The organism is Stenotrophomonas sp. CFBP 13725, from assembly GCF_014841935.1.
Lineage (GTDB): Bacteria > Pseudomonadota > Gammaproteobacteria > Xanthomonadales > Xanthomonadaceae > Stenotrophomonas.
On sequence record NZ_JACYUV010000002.1, the window covers coordinates 45,907 to 61,225 of the forward strand.

12 protein-coding genes, 1 pseudogene and 1 riboswitch are annotated in these 15,319 nt (G+C 66.3%); of the genes and pseudogenes, 7 read left to right on the top strand and 6 right to left on the bottom strand.

The window, feature by feature from the left end; all coding sequences use genetic code 11:
- Positions 1–127: 127 nt before the first annotated feature.
- The gene (locus tag IFT65_RS03360) at positions 128–1,021 is read right to left on the bottom strand and encodes an Hsp33 family molecular chaperone HslO (protein ID WP_188324674.1); all 894 of its coding nucleotides are present in this window, start codon (positions 1,019–1,021) and stop codon (positions 128–130) included.
- 80 nt (positions 1,022–1,101) lie between these two features.
- Between IFT65_RS03360 and mtgA the strand changes: the two genes are divergently transcribed.
- Genes mtgA through IFT65_RS03375 form a run of 3 tightly spaced genes read left to right on the top strand, consistent with a single transcriptional unit; the run spans position 1,102 to position 3,266 of the window.
- Positions 1,102–1,842 carry a monofunctional biosynthetic peptidoglycan transglycosylase gene (gene mtgA / locus IFT65_RS03365; protein WP_192080716.1) on the top strand — a complete coding sequence of 247 codons (741 nt, stop codon included), beginning with the start codon at positions 1,102–1,104 and terminating at the stop codon, positions 1,840–1,842.
- A 13-nt stretch (positions 1,843–1,855) separates the two neighbouring features.
- Positions 1,856–2,875, top strand: coding sequence for a glycosyltransferase family 2 protein (locus IFT65_RS03370; protein ID WP_192080195.1), 1,020 nt, complete (start codon positions 1,856–1,858; stop codon positions 2,873–2,875).
- Complete coding sequence (locus IFT65_RS03375) at positions 2,835–3,266, top strand: CBS domain-containing protein (protein WP_188324672.1); 432 nt, start codon at positions 2,835–2,837, stop codon at positions 3,264–3,266. Before IFT65_RS03370 ends, IFT65_RS03375 begins: the two co-directional genes overlap by 41 nt.
- A gap of 46 nt (positions 3,267–3,312) precedes the next feature.
- Here IFT65_RS03375 and IFT65_RS03380 read toward each other — a convergent pair whose 3' ends face one another.
- From IFT65_RS03380 to IFT65_RS03395, 4 genes and pseudogenes are all read right to left on the bottom strand, one after another.
- Positions 3,313–5,205 carry an AsmA family protein gene (locus IFT65_RS03380; protein WP_249405048.1) on the bottom strand — a complete coding sequence of 631 codons (1,893 nt, stop codon included), beginning with the start codon at positions 5,203–5,205 and terminating at the stop codon, positions 3,313–3,315.
- Positions 5,206–6,299: 1,094 nt separating this feature from the next.
- Positions 6,300–6,938, bottom strand: a complete 639-nt coding sequence (locus IFT65_RS03385) for a hemolysin III family protein (RefSeq protein WP_188327334.1) — start codon at positions 6,936–6,938, stop codon at positions 6,300–6,302.
- Positions 6,939–7,023: 85 nt separating this feature from the next.
- A complete protein-coding gene (locus IFT65_RS03390; protein ID WP_192080197.1) occupies positions 7,024–8,625 on the bottom strand; it encodes a peptide chain release factor 3 in 1,602 nt (533 codons plus the stop codon).
- 114 nt (positions 8,626–8,739) lie between these two features.
- Positions 8,740–9,213, bottom strand: a pseudogene (locus IFT65_RS03395) (M23 family metallopeptidase); the annotation flags it as partial.
- A 249-nt stretch (positions 9,214–9,462) separates the two neighbouring features.
- Positions 9,463–9,581: riboswitch (SAM riboswitch) on the top strand.
- 90 nt (positions 9,582–9,671) lie between these two features.
- Here IFT65_RS03395 and IFT65_RS03400 point away from each other — a divergent pair.
- Genes IFT65_RS03400 through IFT65_RS03415 form a run of 4 tightly spaced genes read left to right on the top strand, consistent with a single transcriptional unit; the run spans position 9,672 to position 13,788 of the window.
- Positions 9,672–10,703 carry a homoserine O-succinyltransferase gene (locus IFT65_RS03400; protein WP_192080201.1) on the top strand — a complete coding sequence of 344 codons (1,032 nt, stop codon included), beginning with the start codon at positions 9,672–9,674 and terminating at the stop codon, positions 10,701–10,703.
- Complete coding sequence (locus IFT65_RS03405; protein WP_192080203.1) at positions 10,700–11,938, top strand: O-succinylhomoserine (thiol)-lyase; 1,239 nt, start codon at positions 10,700–10,702, stop codon at positions 11,936–11,938. The genes IFT65_RS03400 and IFT65_RS03405 overlap by 4 nt, the downstream gene beginning before the upstream one ends.
- Entirely contained in the window at positions 11,935–13,023 is a 1,089-nt protein-coding gene (locus IFT65_RS03410; RefSeq protein WP_192080205.1) for a homoserine dehydrogenase, read from the top strand. The genes IFT65_RS03405 and IFT65_RS03410 overlap by 4 nt, the downstream gene beginning before the upstream one ends.
- 51 nt (positions 13,024–13,074) lie before the next feature.
- Positions 13,075–13,788 (top strand): response regulator transcription factor, encoded by a 714-nt coding sequence (locus IFT65_RS03415; protein ID WP_342365839.1) that lies wholly within the window; start codon positions 13,075–13,077, stop codon positions 13,786–13,788.
- Here the strand turns inward: IFT65_RS03415 and IFT65_RS03420 are convergent.
- Positions 13,785–15,089 (bottom strand): HAMP domain-containing sensor histidine kinase, encoded by a 1,305-nt coding sequence (locus IFT65_RS03420; RefSeq protein WP_192080207.1) that lies wholly within the window; start codon positions 15,087–15,089, stop codon positions 13,785–13,787. The genes IFT65_RS03415 and IFT65_RS03420 overlap by 4 nt on opposite strands.
- Between the last annotated feature and the right edge of the window lie 230 nt (positions 15,090–15,319).

Genomic DNA, 15,319 nt, shown 5'->3' on the forward strand with positions numbered 1-15,319 from the left:
GTCCAGTCAGACAGTCAGATGCATGGCAAGTTCCCGCCGGAGCGGGATCTGGAGCGTAGGCTGTTTATGATTCTTTAACAAGTCGTTGTCCTCCCCAGAACACGAGCTCGCCAGCGGCTGGCCTGCTTTACTGAAGTCGCTCAGGTGCCGGGATGGAAGTACCGCCACCGTGGAACAGTATCCCGAATTCCGTCAAAGGAAAGTGATACTCCTTCCCGCAGAATTCGCAACGGACCTCCACCGCACCGGTGGGCTCGGCGGCGGCCCGGGCTTCTTCCTCACCCAGCGACTGCAGCATGCCCGCCACGCGTTCGCGCGAGCAGGTGCATTCGAAGCGCAGCGGCTTGTCGCCCATGTGCTCCGGCTGCTCCTCATGGAACAGGCGGTAGACCAGGTCCTCCGCCGAGGTGGCCAGCAGTTCGGCCTTGCCCAGCGTCTCGAACAGGGCGCTGATACGGGTCCAGCTGTCCAGGTCGCCCTCTTCGCCCGGCAGCTTCTGGATCAGCAGGCCGGCGGCACGTTCGCCGTCGGTCGCCAGCAGCAGGCGCGTCGGCAGCTGCTCGGACTGGCGGAAGTAGTCCTCGAATGCCTCGTCCAGGTTCGGCGCGCTGAGCGCGACAAGGCTCTGATAGCGCTGCGGTTCGCGCGGATCCAGGCCCGGGTTCTCGATGGTGATGGCCAGCACCGCGTCATCGCCCAGTCCATCCAGGCTGGCCGGCGCGTCCTGGCCTTCTTCCAGCTTGGCGATGCCGCGCAGCGTACCGGCGGCGGTGCACTCGGCGAAGAGGGTGCGCAGGGAGCTGCTGCTGCGCAACTGGATCGACAGGCGGCCGTCCACCTTGGTATGGCCGGTGAAGAGGGCGGCCGCCACGGTGGCGTCGCCCAGCATGCCGGCCGCGCGGGCGGGGTAGTCCGCATGCGACAGGATCTGTTTCCACGTCTCATGCAGGCGTACGTGTACACCGCGCACGCCGGCATCGGGAAGCAGGAAGCGGAACAGGGAGTCGTTCTGATCGGTCATGGTTGGGGCCGCACGTATATAAGAAGGTGAGGTTGCCGGATAATGCGCCGACAACCGATGAAGAAATGAGTGAGCCATCAATGGGGTCAGGGGACGACAACCTCAAGGCAGTGCAGGCCGCCGGTACCTCCCGCTGGCGCTGGCGGCGTCTGCTGTGGCTGCCGGTCGTGCTGGCCGCGTTCAGTGTGCTGCAGGTGCTGGTGCTGCGCTTCGTGGACCCTCCCGTGTCTACGGTGATGCTGTGGCGCTATGGCGAGGCGGTGGGGCAGGGCGATCGTGCTTACCGCCTGCACTATGAATGGCGCGATCTGCAGAAGATGGCACCCAGCCTGCCGATCTCGCTGGTGGCTGCGGAAGATCAGCGCTTTCCGCAGCACAATGGGTTTGATCTGCAGGCCATCGAGAAAGCCCGCGATCACAATGCGCGGGGTGGACGCGTGCGCGGGGCCAGCACGATCAGCCAGCAGGTGGCCAAGAACCTGTTCCTGTGGCAGGGCCGCAGCTGGCTGCGGAAAGGGCTGGAGGTCTGGTACACGCTGTTGATAGAGACCTTCTGGCCCAAGCAGCGCATCCTGGAGATGTACGCCAACATCGCCGAGTTCGGTGACGGTATCTATGGTGCCCAGGCCGCGTCACGGCAGTTCTGGAACAAGGATGCGTCGCGTCTGACCCCTGCGGAAAGCGCTCGGTTGGCCGCCGTGCTGCCGGCACCCCGGCGTTACGACGCTGCGCAGCCGGGCCCTTACGTGCAGCGGCGCGCCACGTGGATCCAACGGCAGGCGCGGCAGCTGGGTGGCGGCGCGTACCTGCAGGATGACTGAGTACAATCCGACGATGAACCCAGAACCGTTGACCGTCGTCGTCGCTGCCTTCAATGAGGAGGCCGCACTGCCGCAGCTGCACGCGCGCGTATCGGCGGTGTTCGCCGACATGCCGGATGTGACCGGCCGCATTCTGTATGTCGACGACGGCAGCAGCGACGCGACCTGGGCGTGCATTGAAACGCTGGCCCGCCAGGACCCCCGCGTGTCGGCATTGCGTCTGTCGCGCAACTTCGGCAAGGAGGCCGCGCTGACCGCTGGGCTGGACCAGGTGTGCGTCGGCGCCGCCATGATCCTGGATGCGGACTGCCAGGACCCGCCCGAATTGATTCCTGCCTTCGTGGCACGTTGGCGCGAAGGCTATGACAACGTATACGGGACACGCCTGGCGCGCGAGGGCGAGAGCTGGACCAAGCGAGCCACTGCCGGCATGTTCTATCGCGTCATCGGCCGCATGTCGCCGACGCCGATTCCCGCCGACACCGGGGATTTCCGCTTGTTGTCGCCTCGCGCGCTGCAGGCGCTGCGGGAACTGCGCGAGCGCCATCGCTTCATGAAAGGGCTCTTCAGCTGGGTAGGCTACAACCGTATCGCGGTGCCCTATCACCGGCATGCGCGGGTGGCCGGCACCAGCAAGTTCAGCCTCTGGCGCCTGTGGAACTTCGCGCTGGAAGGCATCACCAGTTTCACCACGGTGCCGCTGCGGGCGGCGACGTATCTGGGGATGCTGACCGCGGCCGGTGCCTTCCTGTTCGCCGTGGGCGTGGTGGTGAAAGCGGCGTTGTACGGCGACCGTGTCGCCGGCTGGCCGACGATGATGGCGGTCATCCTGTTCCTTGGCGGGGTCCAGCTGATCGCGCTCGGACTGATCGGGGAATACCTGGGGCGGCTATACGAAGAGTCCAAACAGCGGCCGCTGTACCTGCTTGACACCTGCATAGGCCCGTCCGTGGCAGACTCGAACCTGCAACCCACCCTCGGAGGGCAGGCAGATGACCACGGTTCGGCAGGTATTGGACGGCAAGTCTCCTGAAGTGCACGCCGTCGCGCCACAGGCGGCGGTATTCGATGCGATCCAGTTGATGGCGGAAAAGGGCGTTGGCGCGGTCCTGGTGATGGAGGGGCCGCAGCTTGCCGGCATCCTCTCCGAGCGCGATTACGCGCGCAAGATCGTGCTGCGTGACCGCTCCTCGCGGGACACGCGCGTGGCGGACATCATGACATCGCAGGTGGTGACGGTATCGCCCGATTCGCAGGTCGCGCACTGCCTGCAACTGGTGACCGACCATCGCATCCGCCATCTACCGGTGGTGGAGGAAGGCCGCGTACTGGGCGTGATCTCCATCGGCGATCTGGTCAAGGCGGTGATTGACGCGCAGGCGCGGGAGCTGGAGCAGTTGCAGCAGTACATCGTCGCCGGCTGACCGACGACGGGGCGGGGGCGACCAGCGGCCGCCCTGCCCGTATCCCTCAGCGGGCGTACTTCCCGCCGCAGTCACTGTCCTTGCCCGGACCGGGCTCGAACGTGGCCAGCAACGCGGCCGGCGGTGCGATGCTGCCCAGCGCCAGGGCGATCGCACCGCGCAGGCCCAGTGCCTTGAAATCGGGACGGAACGACGGGTCCTTGAACGTGCCGTCGATGCGTAGTGGCGAACGCAGCGCCAGGATGCTGATGTCCTTCGGACGCGGTTTCAGCAGCAGGTCCATCTGCTCGTTCTTCAGGTTGATGCTGCCTTCGCCGACGATCAGCGTATCGGTGGTATCTACCGCCAGGGCACGGCTGTCCATGCGCCCATCCTTCACGCCGAAGTCGGCGAAGGCACAGCGCAGCGGGATCTGTCGGTCGCCGGTGAACAGGAATTTCAACGATTCGGCGACGTCCAAGCCGGCCAGTTCCATGATCAGGTTGCCCACGTGGCCTTTGCCCATGCCGATGGCAACGGTGCCGTCGCTGCTGCCCAGCATGGCGGCGATTGAATTGCCGTTGCCGCTCAGGTCGATCTCACCGCCGATGCCGCCGGAGGCCTGCTCGGCCAGCTTCGCATCCGGGAACAACTGGCCGAGCTGCACCCGACGCACGCTGGCTTTCAACGACGTGGCGATCTGGGGCCGACGCGCATCCATGCGGATCGTGCTGCGGATGTCGCCGCCTGCCACGCCGAAGTTGAGCGGATCCAAGCGCAACAGGCCATCGTCGAGCTTCAGGTGGGCATCCATGTCATCCAGCGGCAGGCTGGGGGCATTGATGCGCTGCGCCTTCAACCGAACGTCGGCATCCATCGCGCGCAGTTTGCCGAGGTCATACGGCGTGTCGGGCAGGATCGTCGGCTTGGCGGCCAAGCGCGCGGCCTCCGCTTTCTGCTCGGCATTCGCGGTTTCGTCGCCACCGGTCTTCGGCGGCGCACCGATGAAGCCGGCGAGGTCATCGAAATCCAGGCGTTTGGAGACCAGGTTGGCGGTCAGTCGCGGGCGCTCGCCGCCAACCTCCACCTTTACATCACCGCCGAGATCACTGTCGCCGACACGGCCGTTGAACTTCTGGTACTGCCAGACCTGGTGGTCGCGCGTCAGCTGCCCGTCCAGGCGATAGGGCGGAGTAGAGGGCAAGGCGATGCCGACCAGCGGATACAGGTCTTCCAGGTCCTGGCCGCTGAGGCGGAACTGCAGGCTGAAGGTCTGGAACTGGAACGGATTGATCAGCGTGCCGCTGGCCACCGCATGCGTGCCACCCGCTCGCCCATCCAGATGGATGCGGAAGGGATGGCCGCTGTTGGTCAGCTCGAGCGGTGATTCCGTATTGCCGTTGAGGGTGAAGGCATTGCCCTGCCATGAGCCCTTGCCGCCGACCAGCAACGGCGGTGCGGCATCGGCCTGCTTCGGCTTGCCACTGCGGACCGCCACCTGGATGTCGGTACGGCCCCGCTCATCAAGAAACTGCAATCGGCCGTCATCGATGTACAGCCGCTGCAGTTGCAACGGCTCGCCGCCACTGCTTTCGCCCATGAAATCCCAGTTGCCCGCCTGGTCCGCGCGCGGCGCGGTCTGCAACAACGCGTCCGGACGGGTAAGACGTACTTCCGGCAGCTGTACGCTGCCGCGCAGCAGCGGCCAGACGCGCACGTCGATTTCCACGCGGTCGGCGCTGACCATCTGCGGGCGCTTGGCCCACTCTGCGTTGGCGAAGGTGACGGAATCACCGCGGATGGTGGTCACGCGGCCAAGGTCGACATCCAGGTTGCCGATATGCAGCGCGCGCCCCGTTTTTGCCTGCACGGCACGCTCCACCGGGCCCTTGAACCAGTTCCAGTCCCACAGCGCGATCAGCAGCAGCACGGCGGCGATCAGGAACACCAACACCGCCAGCCAGCGCTGGCCCCGCTTGCCGGGACGACGGAAACGCCGGCGAACCGGAGGGCTGGTTTCAGGGGGCAGGGTGGCATTCACATCCGCATGGTTGCCCGTTCATCGTGCACATAGCGCGAATGGGGCATTCGGATTACGTGCAGGTGCGGTTGTCGAACGGGTGAGACCCCCTCGCGGTGGGCTTTGACAGCAGGCTGCTTGCTTGGGGCCGGGCGGTGGGGCTGGGACGGGGTACGGCGAGAGCCGCATCCATGCGGGCCTCGTTTCGCGCCATCCATGGCGCTCAACGCCCCCGTCCCAGCTCCACCGCCCGGCCCCCTGACAGGTTCCGTGGCCGCCCTCCGCGTAATAAAAAAGAGAAAAGCCGTAGCGCCGACCCATGGTCGGCGAGCGCAGCGGGCCGTTGGCGGAAACATTCAGCCGAACATGGGTCGGCGCTACCGCAGACCTCGTTGACCAGTCGGGTGGAGGGAGCCCCTGAGTCAGGGGCGGCCGCGAAGCGGCGGGGTGTGGGTGCTGGTGAGACGGGGCCCTCGGTTTGCGAAGCAAAGCGTGGGAGCGGCAGCGCGAATGCGATGACGTGGACCCGCCATCCATGGCGCTCAACGCCCCCGCCCAGCCCCACCGCCCGGCCCCCTGACAGGTTCCGTGGCCGCCAGCCGCGTAATAAAAAAGAAAAGCGGTAGCGCCGACCCATGGTCGGCGAGCGCAGCGGGCCCTTGGCGGGGACATTCCGCCGAGCACGGCTCGGCGCTACCGCAGGCTCCCTCCACCAGACGGTTTACTGTCACCGGTAGCGCCGAGCCACGCTCGGCGGGAACCATCCGACCCCATTAACCAAAGAATCCGCCGACCATGGGTCGGTGCTACCAACGCAGCACCGTGGATCTGTCGAAGGTGGGGCGGGGTGGGTTGGCGGGGGTGTTGAGCGCCATGGATGGCGCGAAACAAGGCACGCAGGAGTGGCTTTTGCCGTCCCCCGCCAACCCACCCCGCCCCGCCAGCACACGTCCCCGCAGCCGTTGAAGTTGTTATTGCTGTTGCTGTTGCTGTTGCTGGTGCTGGTGCTTAAAAGCCAAGCGCAGCGCAGAAAATCACAGCACCTGCGCGGTGACGGCGACGAAGTGGCAGACGCTGCCGCCGATCACGAACAGATGCCAGATCGCATGCGAGTAGCGGATCGATTCACGATGATAGAAGTACGTACCCAAGGTGTAAGACAGGCCGCCCGCCAGCAGCCAGCCCAGCGTCCACATGTCGATCGCCGCCAGCATCGGCTTGATCGCCACGACGATCAGCCAGCCCATCGCGATGTAGATGCCGGTGGACAAGGCCTTGAACCGACCGGTGAAGAACAGCTTGAACACCACCCCGGCGAACGCGAGGATCCAGATCGCCGTGAACATGCCCCAGCCCCACGGACCGCGTAGACCGATCAGCATGAAGGGCGTATAGGTGCCGGCAATCAGCAGGTAGATCGCGCAGTGGTCGAATACTTTCAACCGTCCTTTCGCCACCGGGTGCTGGATCGCGTGATACAGCGTCGAGGCCGTGTACAGCAGCAACAGCGCCACGCCGAACACGATCGAGCTGAACAACTGCCAGCCGTCGCCATGGATGGCAGCCAGGGTGATCAACACGGCGCTGCCAGCCAACGCCGCTACCGCGCCCAGTCCGTGGGTCAGTGCGCTCGCGATTTCCTCGCGGATTGATTCAACAGAGGTCATGGACAGTGAGAGGGGTCGCAGGGAGGGGGTCCTGCATCCCCCCTATCATCGCCGCGATGGCCGGTGCGTGCACGCCCGGCCAGACGCGGGTTCAGGACGTAGCGGTATACGCTGCTTCGCGGGTAGCGGAGAAGCGCACGTCCGGCGCACGTTCCTGCGCCAGCTGCAGGTTGACGCGGGTCGGGGCCAGATACACCAGCTGACCGGCCGCATCCACCGCCAGATTCAGCGCGTTCTTCTCGCGGAACTCTTCCAGCTTCTTTTCGTTGCTGCAGGTGACCCAGCGCGCGGTGACCACACCGACCGGTTCGAAGGCCGCTTCCACGCCGTATTCGTCCTTGAGGCGATACGCCGCCACGTCAAACTGCAGCACGCCCACCGCACCCAGGATCAGGTCGTTGCTCATGAGCGGACGGAAGAACTGGGTGGCGCCTTCTTCGGACAGCTGCGCCAGGCCCTTCTGCAGCTGCTTGAGCTTCAGCGGATCGCGCAGGCGGGCCCGGCGGAACAGCTCCGGAGCGAAGTTGGGGATGCCGGTGAAGGTGATCGCCTCACCCTCGGTGAACGTGTCGCCGATGGAAATGGTGCCGTGGTTGTGAATGCCGATCACATCGCCCGGCCACGCCTCGGCGGCGATCTCGCGGTCGCTGGCCATGAAGGTCAGCGCGTTGGCCAGCTTCATATCCTTGCCCGTGCGCACATGCAGGGTCTTCATGCCAGCGGCGAAACGGCCCGAACATACGCGCATGAAGGCCACGCGGTCGCGGTGCTGCGGGTCCATGTTGGCCTGGATCTTGAACACGAAGCCGGTGAGCTTGTTCTCCTGCGGCGCGACGTTCCGGCCGGTGCTGGCGCGTGCCTGCGGCGACGGCGCGTGTTCGACGAAGAAATCCAGCAGCGGCTGCACGCCGAAGTTGTTCACGCCCGAGCCGAAGAACACCGGCGTCTGCTTGCCGGCGCGGTAAGCATCCAGGTCGAACGGATGGCTGGCGCCCTGTACGAGTTCCAGTTCATCGCGCAGTTCGGCCAGCATCTGCGCGCCGATCTTCTCGGCCAGTCCCGGTGCGTCGATGGAGGGGAAGATGGTCGAGTCCTGGCGGGTGAAGTTGCGCCCCTGCTCGTACAGATGCACTTCGCCGCTGATCAGGTGCACGACGCCCTTCAGGCGCTGGCCCATGCCGATCGGCCAGGTCACCGGCGCACACTGGATGCCCAGCACGCTTTCGACTTCGTCCAGCAGGTCGATCGGTTCCTTGCCTTCGCGGTCCAGCTTGTTGATGAAGGTCATGATCGGCGTGTCGCGAAGCCGGCAGACCTCCATCAGCTTGATGGTGCGCTCTTCCACGCCCTTGGCGACGTCGATCACCATCAGCGCCGAATCGACCGCGGTCAGCACGCGATAGGTGTCCTCGCCGAAGTCGGCATGGCCCGGCGTGTCGAGCAGGTTGACGATCTTGCCTTCGTAGGGGAACTGCATCACCGACGAGGTGACCGAGATACCGCGCTCCTTTTCCAGCGCCATCCAGTCGGACGTCGCATGGCGCGCGGCCTTGCGGCCCTTGACCGAGCCGGCCATCTGGATCGCGCCGCCGAACAGCAACAGCTTTTCGGTCAGCGTGGTCTTGCCCGCATCGGGGTGGGAAATGATGGCGAAGGTGCGGCGGCGCGCGGCTTCAGTGGCGACATCGGACATGGCAGGGGGCGCCCGCCCGGGGCGCAGATCAATGAAGTAAGCCGATGATTATCGCCGAAAAAGGGGACGGAGGGGATTAAGACGCATCTGGCCATGTCGGAGGCCAGATGCGTCTTAATCCCCTCCGTCCCCTTTTGGGAAGTGGAGTTCGCCGCGGGGGGTGACGATGCGCACTGGGATGGAGTGCAGTTGGGTGCCCTGCTGTACCTGGACGGCAAAGTGAAGGTGCGGAGCGGTGCTGTAGCCGGTGTTGCCGGACAGGGCGATGCGCTGGCCGGCGTCCACGTACTGGCCTTCGCGCACCGTGACACCGTCCTGCAGCAGGTGGGCGTACACGGCCATGCTGCCGTCGTCGTGGGTGATGCGGACATAGTTCGCCCGTTCGCGGTCGCGCGGTGCCAGTCCGTTGCCGCTGAAGCCTGACTGCACGCGGGTGACGCGTCCGGCGCGGGCAGCAAGCACCGGCGTGCCTTCGGGCAGGGTGAAATCCACGGCGTAGCGGTTCTCCGCATCGCGGTGGCTGAACCGGCCCTCGGGCGCCTGACCGACACTGAAGCGTCGTTCATCGAACGGAAGCTGGTAGGCGACGGGTGCGTCGTGCCCGCCAGCCGTCAGTCCCCAGCCACTGCGCCAGTCAGAGGCAGGGCTGGACAGGGCCAACAATGGCAGCAGGACGGGGCAGAGCAGCAGGCGACGCATGAAGCGGCCGAAAAGGGGGGACGTCGGACTCTAGCAGGCCCGACCGTGCCGTACGGACCCAAGGCTGCAGCGCTCGGCGTCCATCTCTTCATCCGCATGAAGGGATTGACAGGTCGAAAATCTGCTGGCATCGTGGCTCCACCATCGAGACCGGCAGAGGGACAGGCCCTTTGAAGCCGGGGCAGCCCGCAGGCGCGCAAGCGTCGGCGTAGGTGCCAAATCCTGCGGGGACTGTCGTGTCTACCGGAAGATGGTTCGAGCGTGCACCCGTGGGTGCCGCTTGGACGCGAGCCCTGCGAAGGCTCGATGGCCACTCCTCGGGAATGTTTCCCTTATTGGATACCGCCATGAGCTTCGCCCCCGCCACTGCCCTCCGTTCCGAATCCTTTGTCCCCGTCAGCGTGCCGGTAGAAGACCGCGTGCATGCCGTGCGCGGCGAATTGGCCGCGGTGCTGGACATGCGCCACGCGGGACCACGCGCCATCCGCCTGCGCTATGAATGCGTCGGCCCCGCCGATGCGCCCGTCGTGGTGCTGGCCGGCGGCATCTCCGCCAACCGCCATGTCGCGGCCAATGCGCAGTTCAGCGAAAAAGGCTGGGCCGAGGGACTGGTCGGCTCGGGCCGCACGCTGGATCCGCAGGTGCTGCGCATTCTGGCGTTCGACTTCATCGGCGCCGACGGCGCGTTGGACGTACCGATCGACACCGCCGACCAGGCCGACGCGCTGGCGATCCTGCTGGATCAGTTGGCCATCGCGCAGCTGCAGGCCTTTGTCGGCTATTCCTACGGCGCATTGGTTGCGCAGCAGTTCGGTCTGCGCCACCGCCAACGCGTGCAGCGTCTGGTCGTGGTCAGCGGCGCGCATCGGGCACATCCTTACGCTGCCGCCTGGCGCGCTCTGCAGCGCCGTGCCGTCGCGCTGGGCCAGCTGCAGTGCAGCGACGAGAACGGCCTCGCACTCGCCCGCCAGTTCGCCATGCTGAGCTACCGCACGCCGGAAGAGTTCAGTGAACGCTTCGATGCGGCCCCGGAAGTCATCAATGGGCGCGTGCGTGTCGCTGCCGAAGATTATCTGGATGCGGCTGCCGCGCAGTACGTCGCGCGCACACCGGTCATCGCGTGGCTGCGCCTGTCTGAATCCATCGACCTGCATCGCATCGATCCGGCGCAGCTGTTGCTGCCGACCGTGGTCGTCGCCGTGGAAGGTGATCGGCTGGTACCGCTGGCCGATCTTGTCAGCCTGGTTGAAGGCCTGGGTCCGCGCGGCAGTCTGCGCGTGCTGCGCTCGCCTTACGGCCACGACGCCTTCCTCAAAGAAACCGATCGCATCGACGCGATCCTCGCCAACGCCATCCGCATCCCGGGAGAAACCGCATGAGCCGCTCCGATAACGCTGCACTGCCCTGTAGTCGCACCACGGCCGCCGTCCGCGCCGGCATTGACCGCGATACGGCACACGGTGCGGTGACACCGCCGATCGTGCTGTCCTCGAACTTCAGCTTCGATGGCTTCAACAACAAGCGGCAATACGACTACACGCGCAGTGGCAACCCGACCCGCGACCTGCTGGGCGAGGCACTGGCCGAACTCGAAGGCGGTGCGGGTGGCGTGGTGACGGCGACCGGCATGGGCGCGATCAACCTGGTCCTGCAGGCACTGCTGGGACCGGACGACACGCTGGTGGTGCCGCATGACGCGTACGGCGGCAGCTGGCGCCTGTTCAACGCGTTGGCCGGCAAAGGCCAGTTCAAGCTGGTCACTGCCGACCTGACCGACCCGCGCTCGCTGGCACAGGCCCTGGCCACCTCGCCGAAACTGGTGCTGGTGGAAACGCCGTCCAACCCGCTGCTGCGCATCACCGACCTGCGCTTCGTGATCGATGCCGCGCACAAAGCCGGCGCGCGGGTCGTGGTCGACAACACGTTCCTGTCGCCGGCGCTGCAGCAGCCACTGGCGTTTGGTGCTGACCTGGTGCTGCACTCGACCACCAAGTACATCAATGGTCACAGTGATGTCGTCGGTGGAGCGGTCGTGGCGCGTGATCCCGAACTGGCACAGCAGTTGACCTGGTGGGCCAACGCGCTCGGCTTGACCGGCTCGCCGTTCGACGCCTTCCTGACCCTGCGCGGGCTGCGCACGCTGGACGCGCGCCTGCGCGTGCACCAGGAAAACACGGCGGCCATCGTGTCGCTGCTGGCGGACCATCCGGCCGTGGCGCAGGTGTACTACCCCGGCCTGGCGGACCATCCCGGCCATGCGATCGCGGCGCGGCAGCAGAGTGGATTCGGCGCGATGCTGTCGTTCGAGCTGGTCCAGTGCGAAGGCGACGACCCGCATGCGGCGGTGCGCGCCTTCGTCGACGGCCTGCGGTACTTCACGCTGGCCGAGTCGCTGGGGGGTGTAGAGAGCCTGGTGGCGCATCCGGCCACCATGACGCACGCGGCAATGAGCGTCGAGGCGCGTCAGGCTGCCGGCATCAGCGAGGGTCTGCTGCGCCTGTCGGTCGGCATCGAATCCGAGCGTGACCTGCTGGTCGACCTGACCTTGGCGCTGGAGCGTGCGGCGACGGTGGTCACTGCGGGCGCAGGCCGGAAACAGGCTGTCGACGCATGAATGCGCTGCTCGCCAGATGCACCCCGCCGCAGACCGCGCGCCTGGCCCTGTTGGGTACGGGCACGGTCGGTACTGCCTTCGTCACCCGCTATCAGGCGCTACGGGCCGGTGGCGCCCAGCTGCCTGCGCTGCAGTGGCTGGCCAATTCGCGTACCACGCTGGCCTGCACTGCCGATCCGGCGGAATCGCTGGAGCAGGTGCGCAGTGCGCCGCAGCGGACCGTCGGCGCATTGCCGTGGTCGCACGCCGACACGCTGCGTGCCGGTGACGTGGTGGTCGATGCCACGGCGAGCGACCTTGTGGCCGCCGAGCACGCCCCGTGGGTAGCGCGGGGGGTGCACGTGGTCACCGCCAACAAGCTGGGGCAGGGCGCGCAGCTGGAACGCGCGCAGCAGATCCATCGGGGCTGCACCGACACCGGTGCGGTCTACGGCGACAGTGCCACTGTCGGTGCCGGACTGCCGTTGCTGAGCAGCCTGCGTGCATTGGTGGAAGGAGGCGACCGCATCCATCGCATCGAAGGTGTCCTGTCCGGATCGCTGGCGTGGTTGTTCAATCGTTACGATGGCCGTCAGCCGTTTTCCGTCGCCGTGCGTGAGGCGGTGGCAGCGGGCTACACCGAGCCGGATCCCCGTGAAGATCTTTCCGGTGAAGACGTTCGCCGCAAGCTGCTGATCCTGGCGCGCGCCTGCGGCCTGGCCATGGACGCCAGCCAGGTCCAGGTGACGTCGCTGGTGCCCGCCGGCCTGGCTGCCCTGTCGTCGGCCGAGGCACTGGCGCAGTTGCAGCTGCTGGATGCAGGCATCCACGCGCGCTGGCGGCAGGCCGAAGACGCAGGCCGGCGACTGCGTTTCATCGGCTGCATCGAGCGTGGCACGGCGCAGGTGGGCGTGCAGGCGTTGCCTGTTGACCATCCGCTGGCGCTCGGCGCGGGAACCGATAACCGTGTCGCGATCCACAGCGACCGCTATCGCGAACAACCCCTTCTGATCCAGGGGCCTGGCGCGGGCGCTGAGGTGACCGCCGCGGCATTGCTGGACGACGTGCTGCGCATCGCGCGGACGTCGATTGGCGTTGGCAGGTGAGGCTGATCGCTGGGCTAGGATGCAGTGCGTTGATCTGTTGAAGGGCAGCACGTGCACCCATCTGATTCTTCCGCGTTGCGGCTGATCGTTGTCGAAGATGACGGTCTTCTGCGTGAGCGCATCCTGCTGCCGGGACTGCGCGAGCACGGCTTCCAGGCCCACGGTGTCGGCACGGCGGCGGCGCTGCAGGAGGCACTGCGGGTGGCGGTTCCGGACCTCATCGTGCTGGATCCGGGTCTGCCAGACGCTGACGGCTTCGAGCTGGCGCCCTCGCTGCGGTTACAGCTGCCCGGTGTCGGGATCGTCATGCTGACCGGCCGCCGTGCCTTGGCCGACCAGGTGCGTGGCCTGGTCGACGGCGCCGATGCCTATCTGGTCAAGCCGGTGAAGATCGAGTTGCTGGCGGCCACGCTGCACAGCGTGGGCCGGCGCTTGGCCGATAGCCACGCAGGTGCCACGCAGGAGCACGCGCTGACCGGAAGATGGCAGTTGGACGCGGACGGCTGGCGCCTGCTGGCTCCCTGCGGCCGCACGATGGCGCTCACCCGCAGTGAGCGCCCGCTGTTGCACTGCCTGATCGCTCGCAGCGGTGAAGTCGTGGGCCGCGATGCACTGATCGCCCTGCTGACAGGTGATGTGCATACGTTTGATCCGCATCGGCTCGACTCGCTGATCCATCGTCTGCGGCGCAAGATAGCGGCCGCCAGCGGCCATCGCTTTCCCTTGCTTGCCGTACACGGCCAGGGCTACGTGTTCGCGCCCTAGGCGGCAGGCAGCCGCAGTCGCACGTCGGTGCCTTCGCCCAACGCGCTGTGCACGCTGATCGTGCCCCCGTAGGCGGTCACCCGCTCCTGCACCAGCATCAGCCCTAGCCCGTGGCCGCGCCCCGACGTCCGACCGCTGTAAAGGGGATCGAACAGCCGCTGTCGTTGCAGCGCGTGCATGCCGCGGCCGCTGTCGCGGACCGATATTTCTACCTGATCGCCGTGCCGGTCCAGCGCGATGCGCACATGGTCGGCCGACGCGGGTCGCAGCGCATCGCGTGCATTGATTACCAGATTCAGGATCATCAGCGCGAACTCGCTGCGGTCCATGTGCAGGCTTGCCGTACTGCTGATGTGCAGCGGACGCAGTTGGCTGCGGTTGATGAAAAGCGGCTCCAGCAGCGGCCGCAGCTGCAGCAGCGCGCAGCCTGCGTCAAACCGCTCAGGGCGCATGTCATCCAGGCGACTGACGCGCAGCAGCGCACCACTCAGATGTTCGCCGAGCTGTACCGCCTGGTTCATTCCCTGCAGGGTATTGTCCAGTTCCTCGTGCGGCGGCAGCTGCATCGAACGGCGCTGCGCCTGGTCGCAGAAGCCCTGCAAAAGCGCCAGGACGTGATTGAAATCGTGGGCGATGCCCCGGTTCAAGCGGCCAATTACCGCCAGCTTTTCGGCGCGATGCAGACGTGCCCGCAGCTGCTTGCAACGTGCCACCTCCTGCTGCACCCGCGCGGCGTCGTGGTGCTGGCGTGTCCGCTCTACGGTGTGCATCCGTAGCGCGCCATCGATGCCCAGCGTCAGCAGGGTGTATCCCGCCGCCCACGGCAGCGGCATGGTTTCTCTGTTCAGTGCCAGCAGGCAGACCAGGGCGAACCAGACGGACCAGAGCGCGGCCCTTCCTGCCGCAAGGCCCGCCAGCAGCGGCAGTAAAAGCAAGGTGACAGGATGCAGCGCAGCGGTCGAAACGCCTATCCAATGCGCGGCGGACAGGCTGCTGACAAGGCTTACAGCCACCAGCGTGCCCACACCCGACCGCACGCGTCCCGCCGCAACCCACGTCGCGCACAGCACGGCGGTGGTCGTTGCCAGCAAGGCCATCAACAGGTCCGGCATCCAGTGCGGGGGCAACGGGCGTACGGACAGCATCGATCCCCCATCCAGCAGCTGCACGCCTGCGTGCAGCAACAGCAGCAGCTGCAGCTGCACGAACAGCCGGCCGGAGCATGCGCTGGGTAGCGTCGCCCAAGGCCGCTGCGTCGTCTCGGCGGGGGAAAGGGAACGCGGTGCGTACTGACTCGTCATGACATGCGTCGTCGCGGGTGACGGTGAGAAATGGCGAGTATTTGGTGAGGTTGCGTGCGTGACAACGATTGCAGCTGAACCGTACGTTCATCCGCGCCGTCGCAGCGCGCTTTCAGTTTTCGCGCATTCAAGTTGCTGGGACGTGCACACCTTCTGCTTCTGGACCTGCGATCCAGTGCAGCGCCTTGCGCTGCCTGCCTGCGGGACGGGAGTGCCTTGCCCTTCAACTC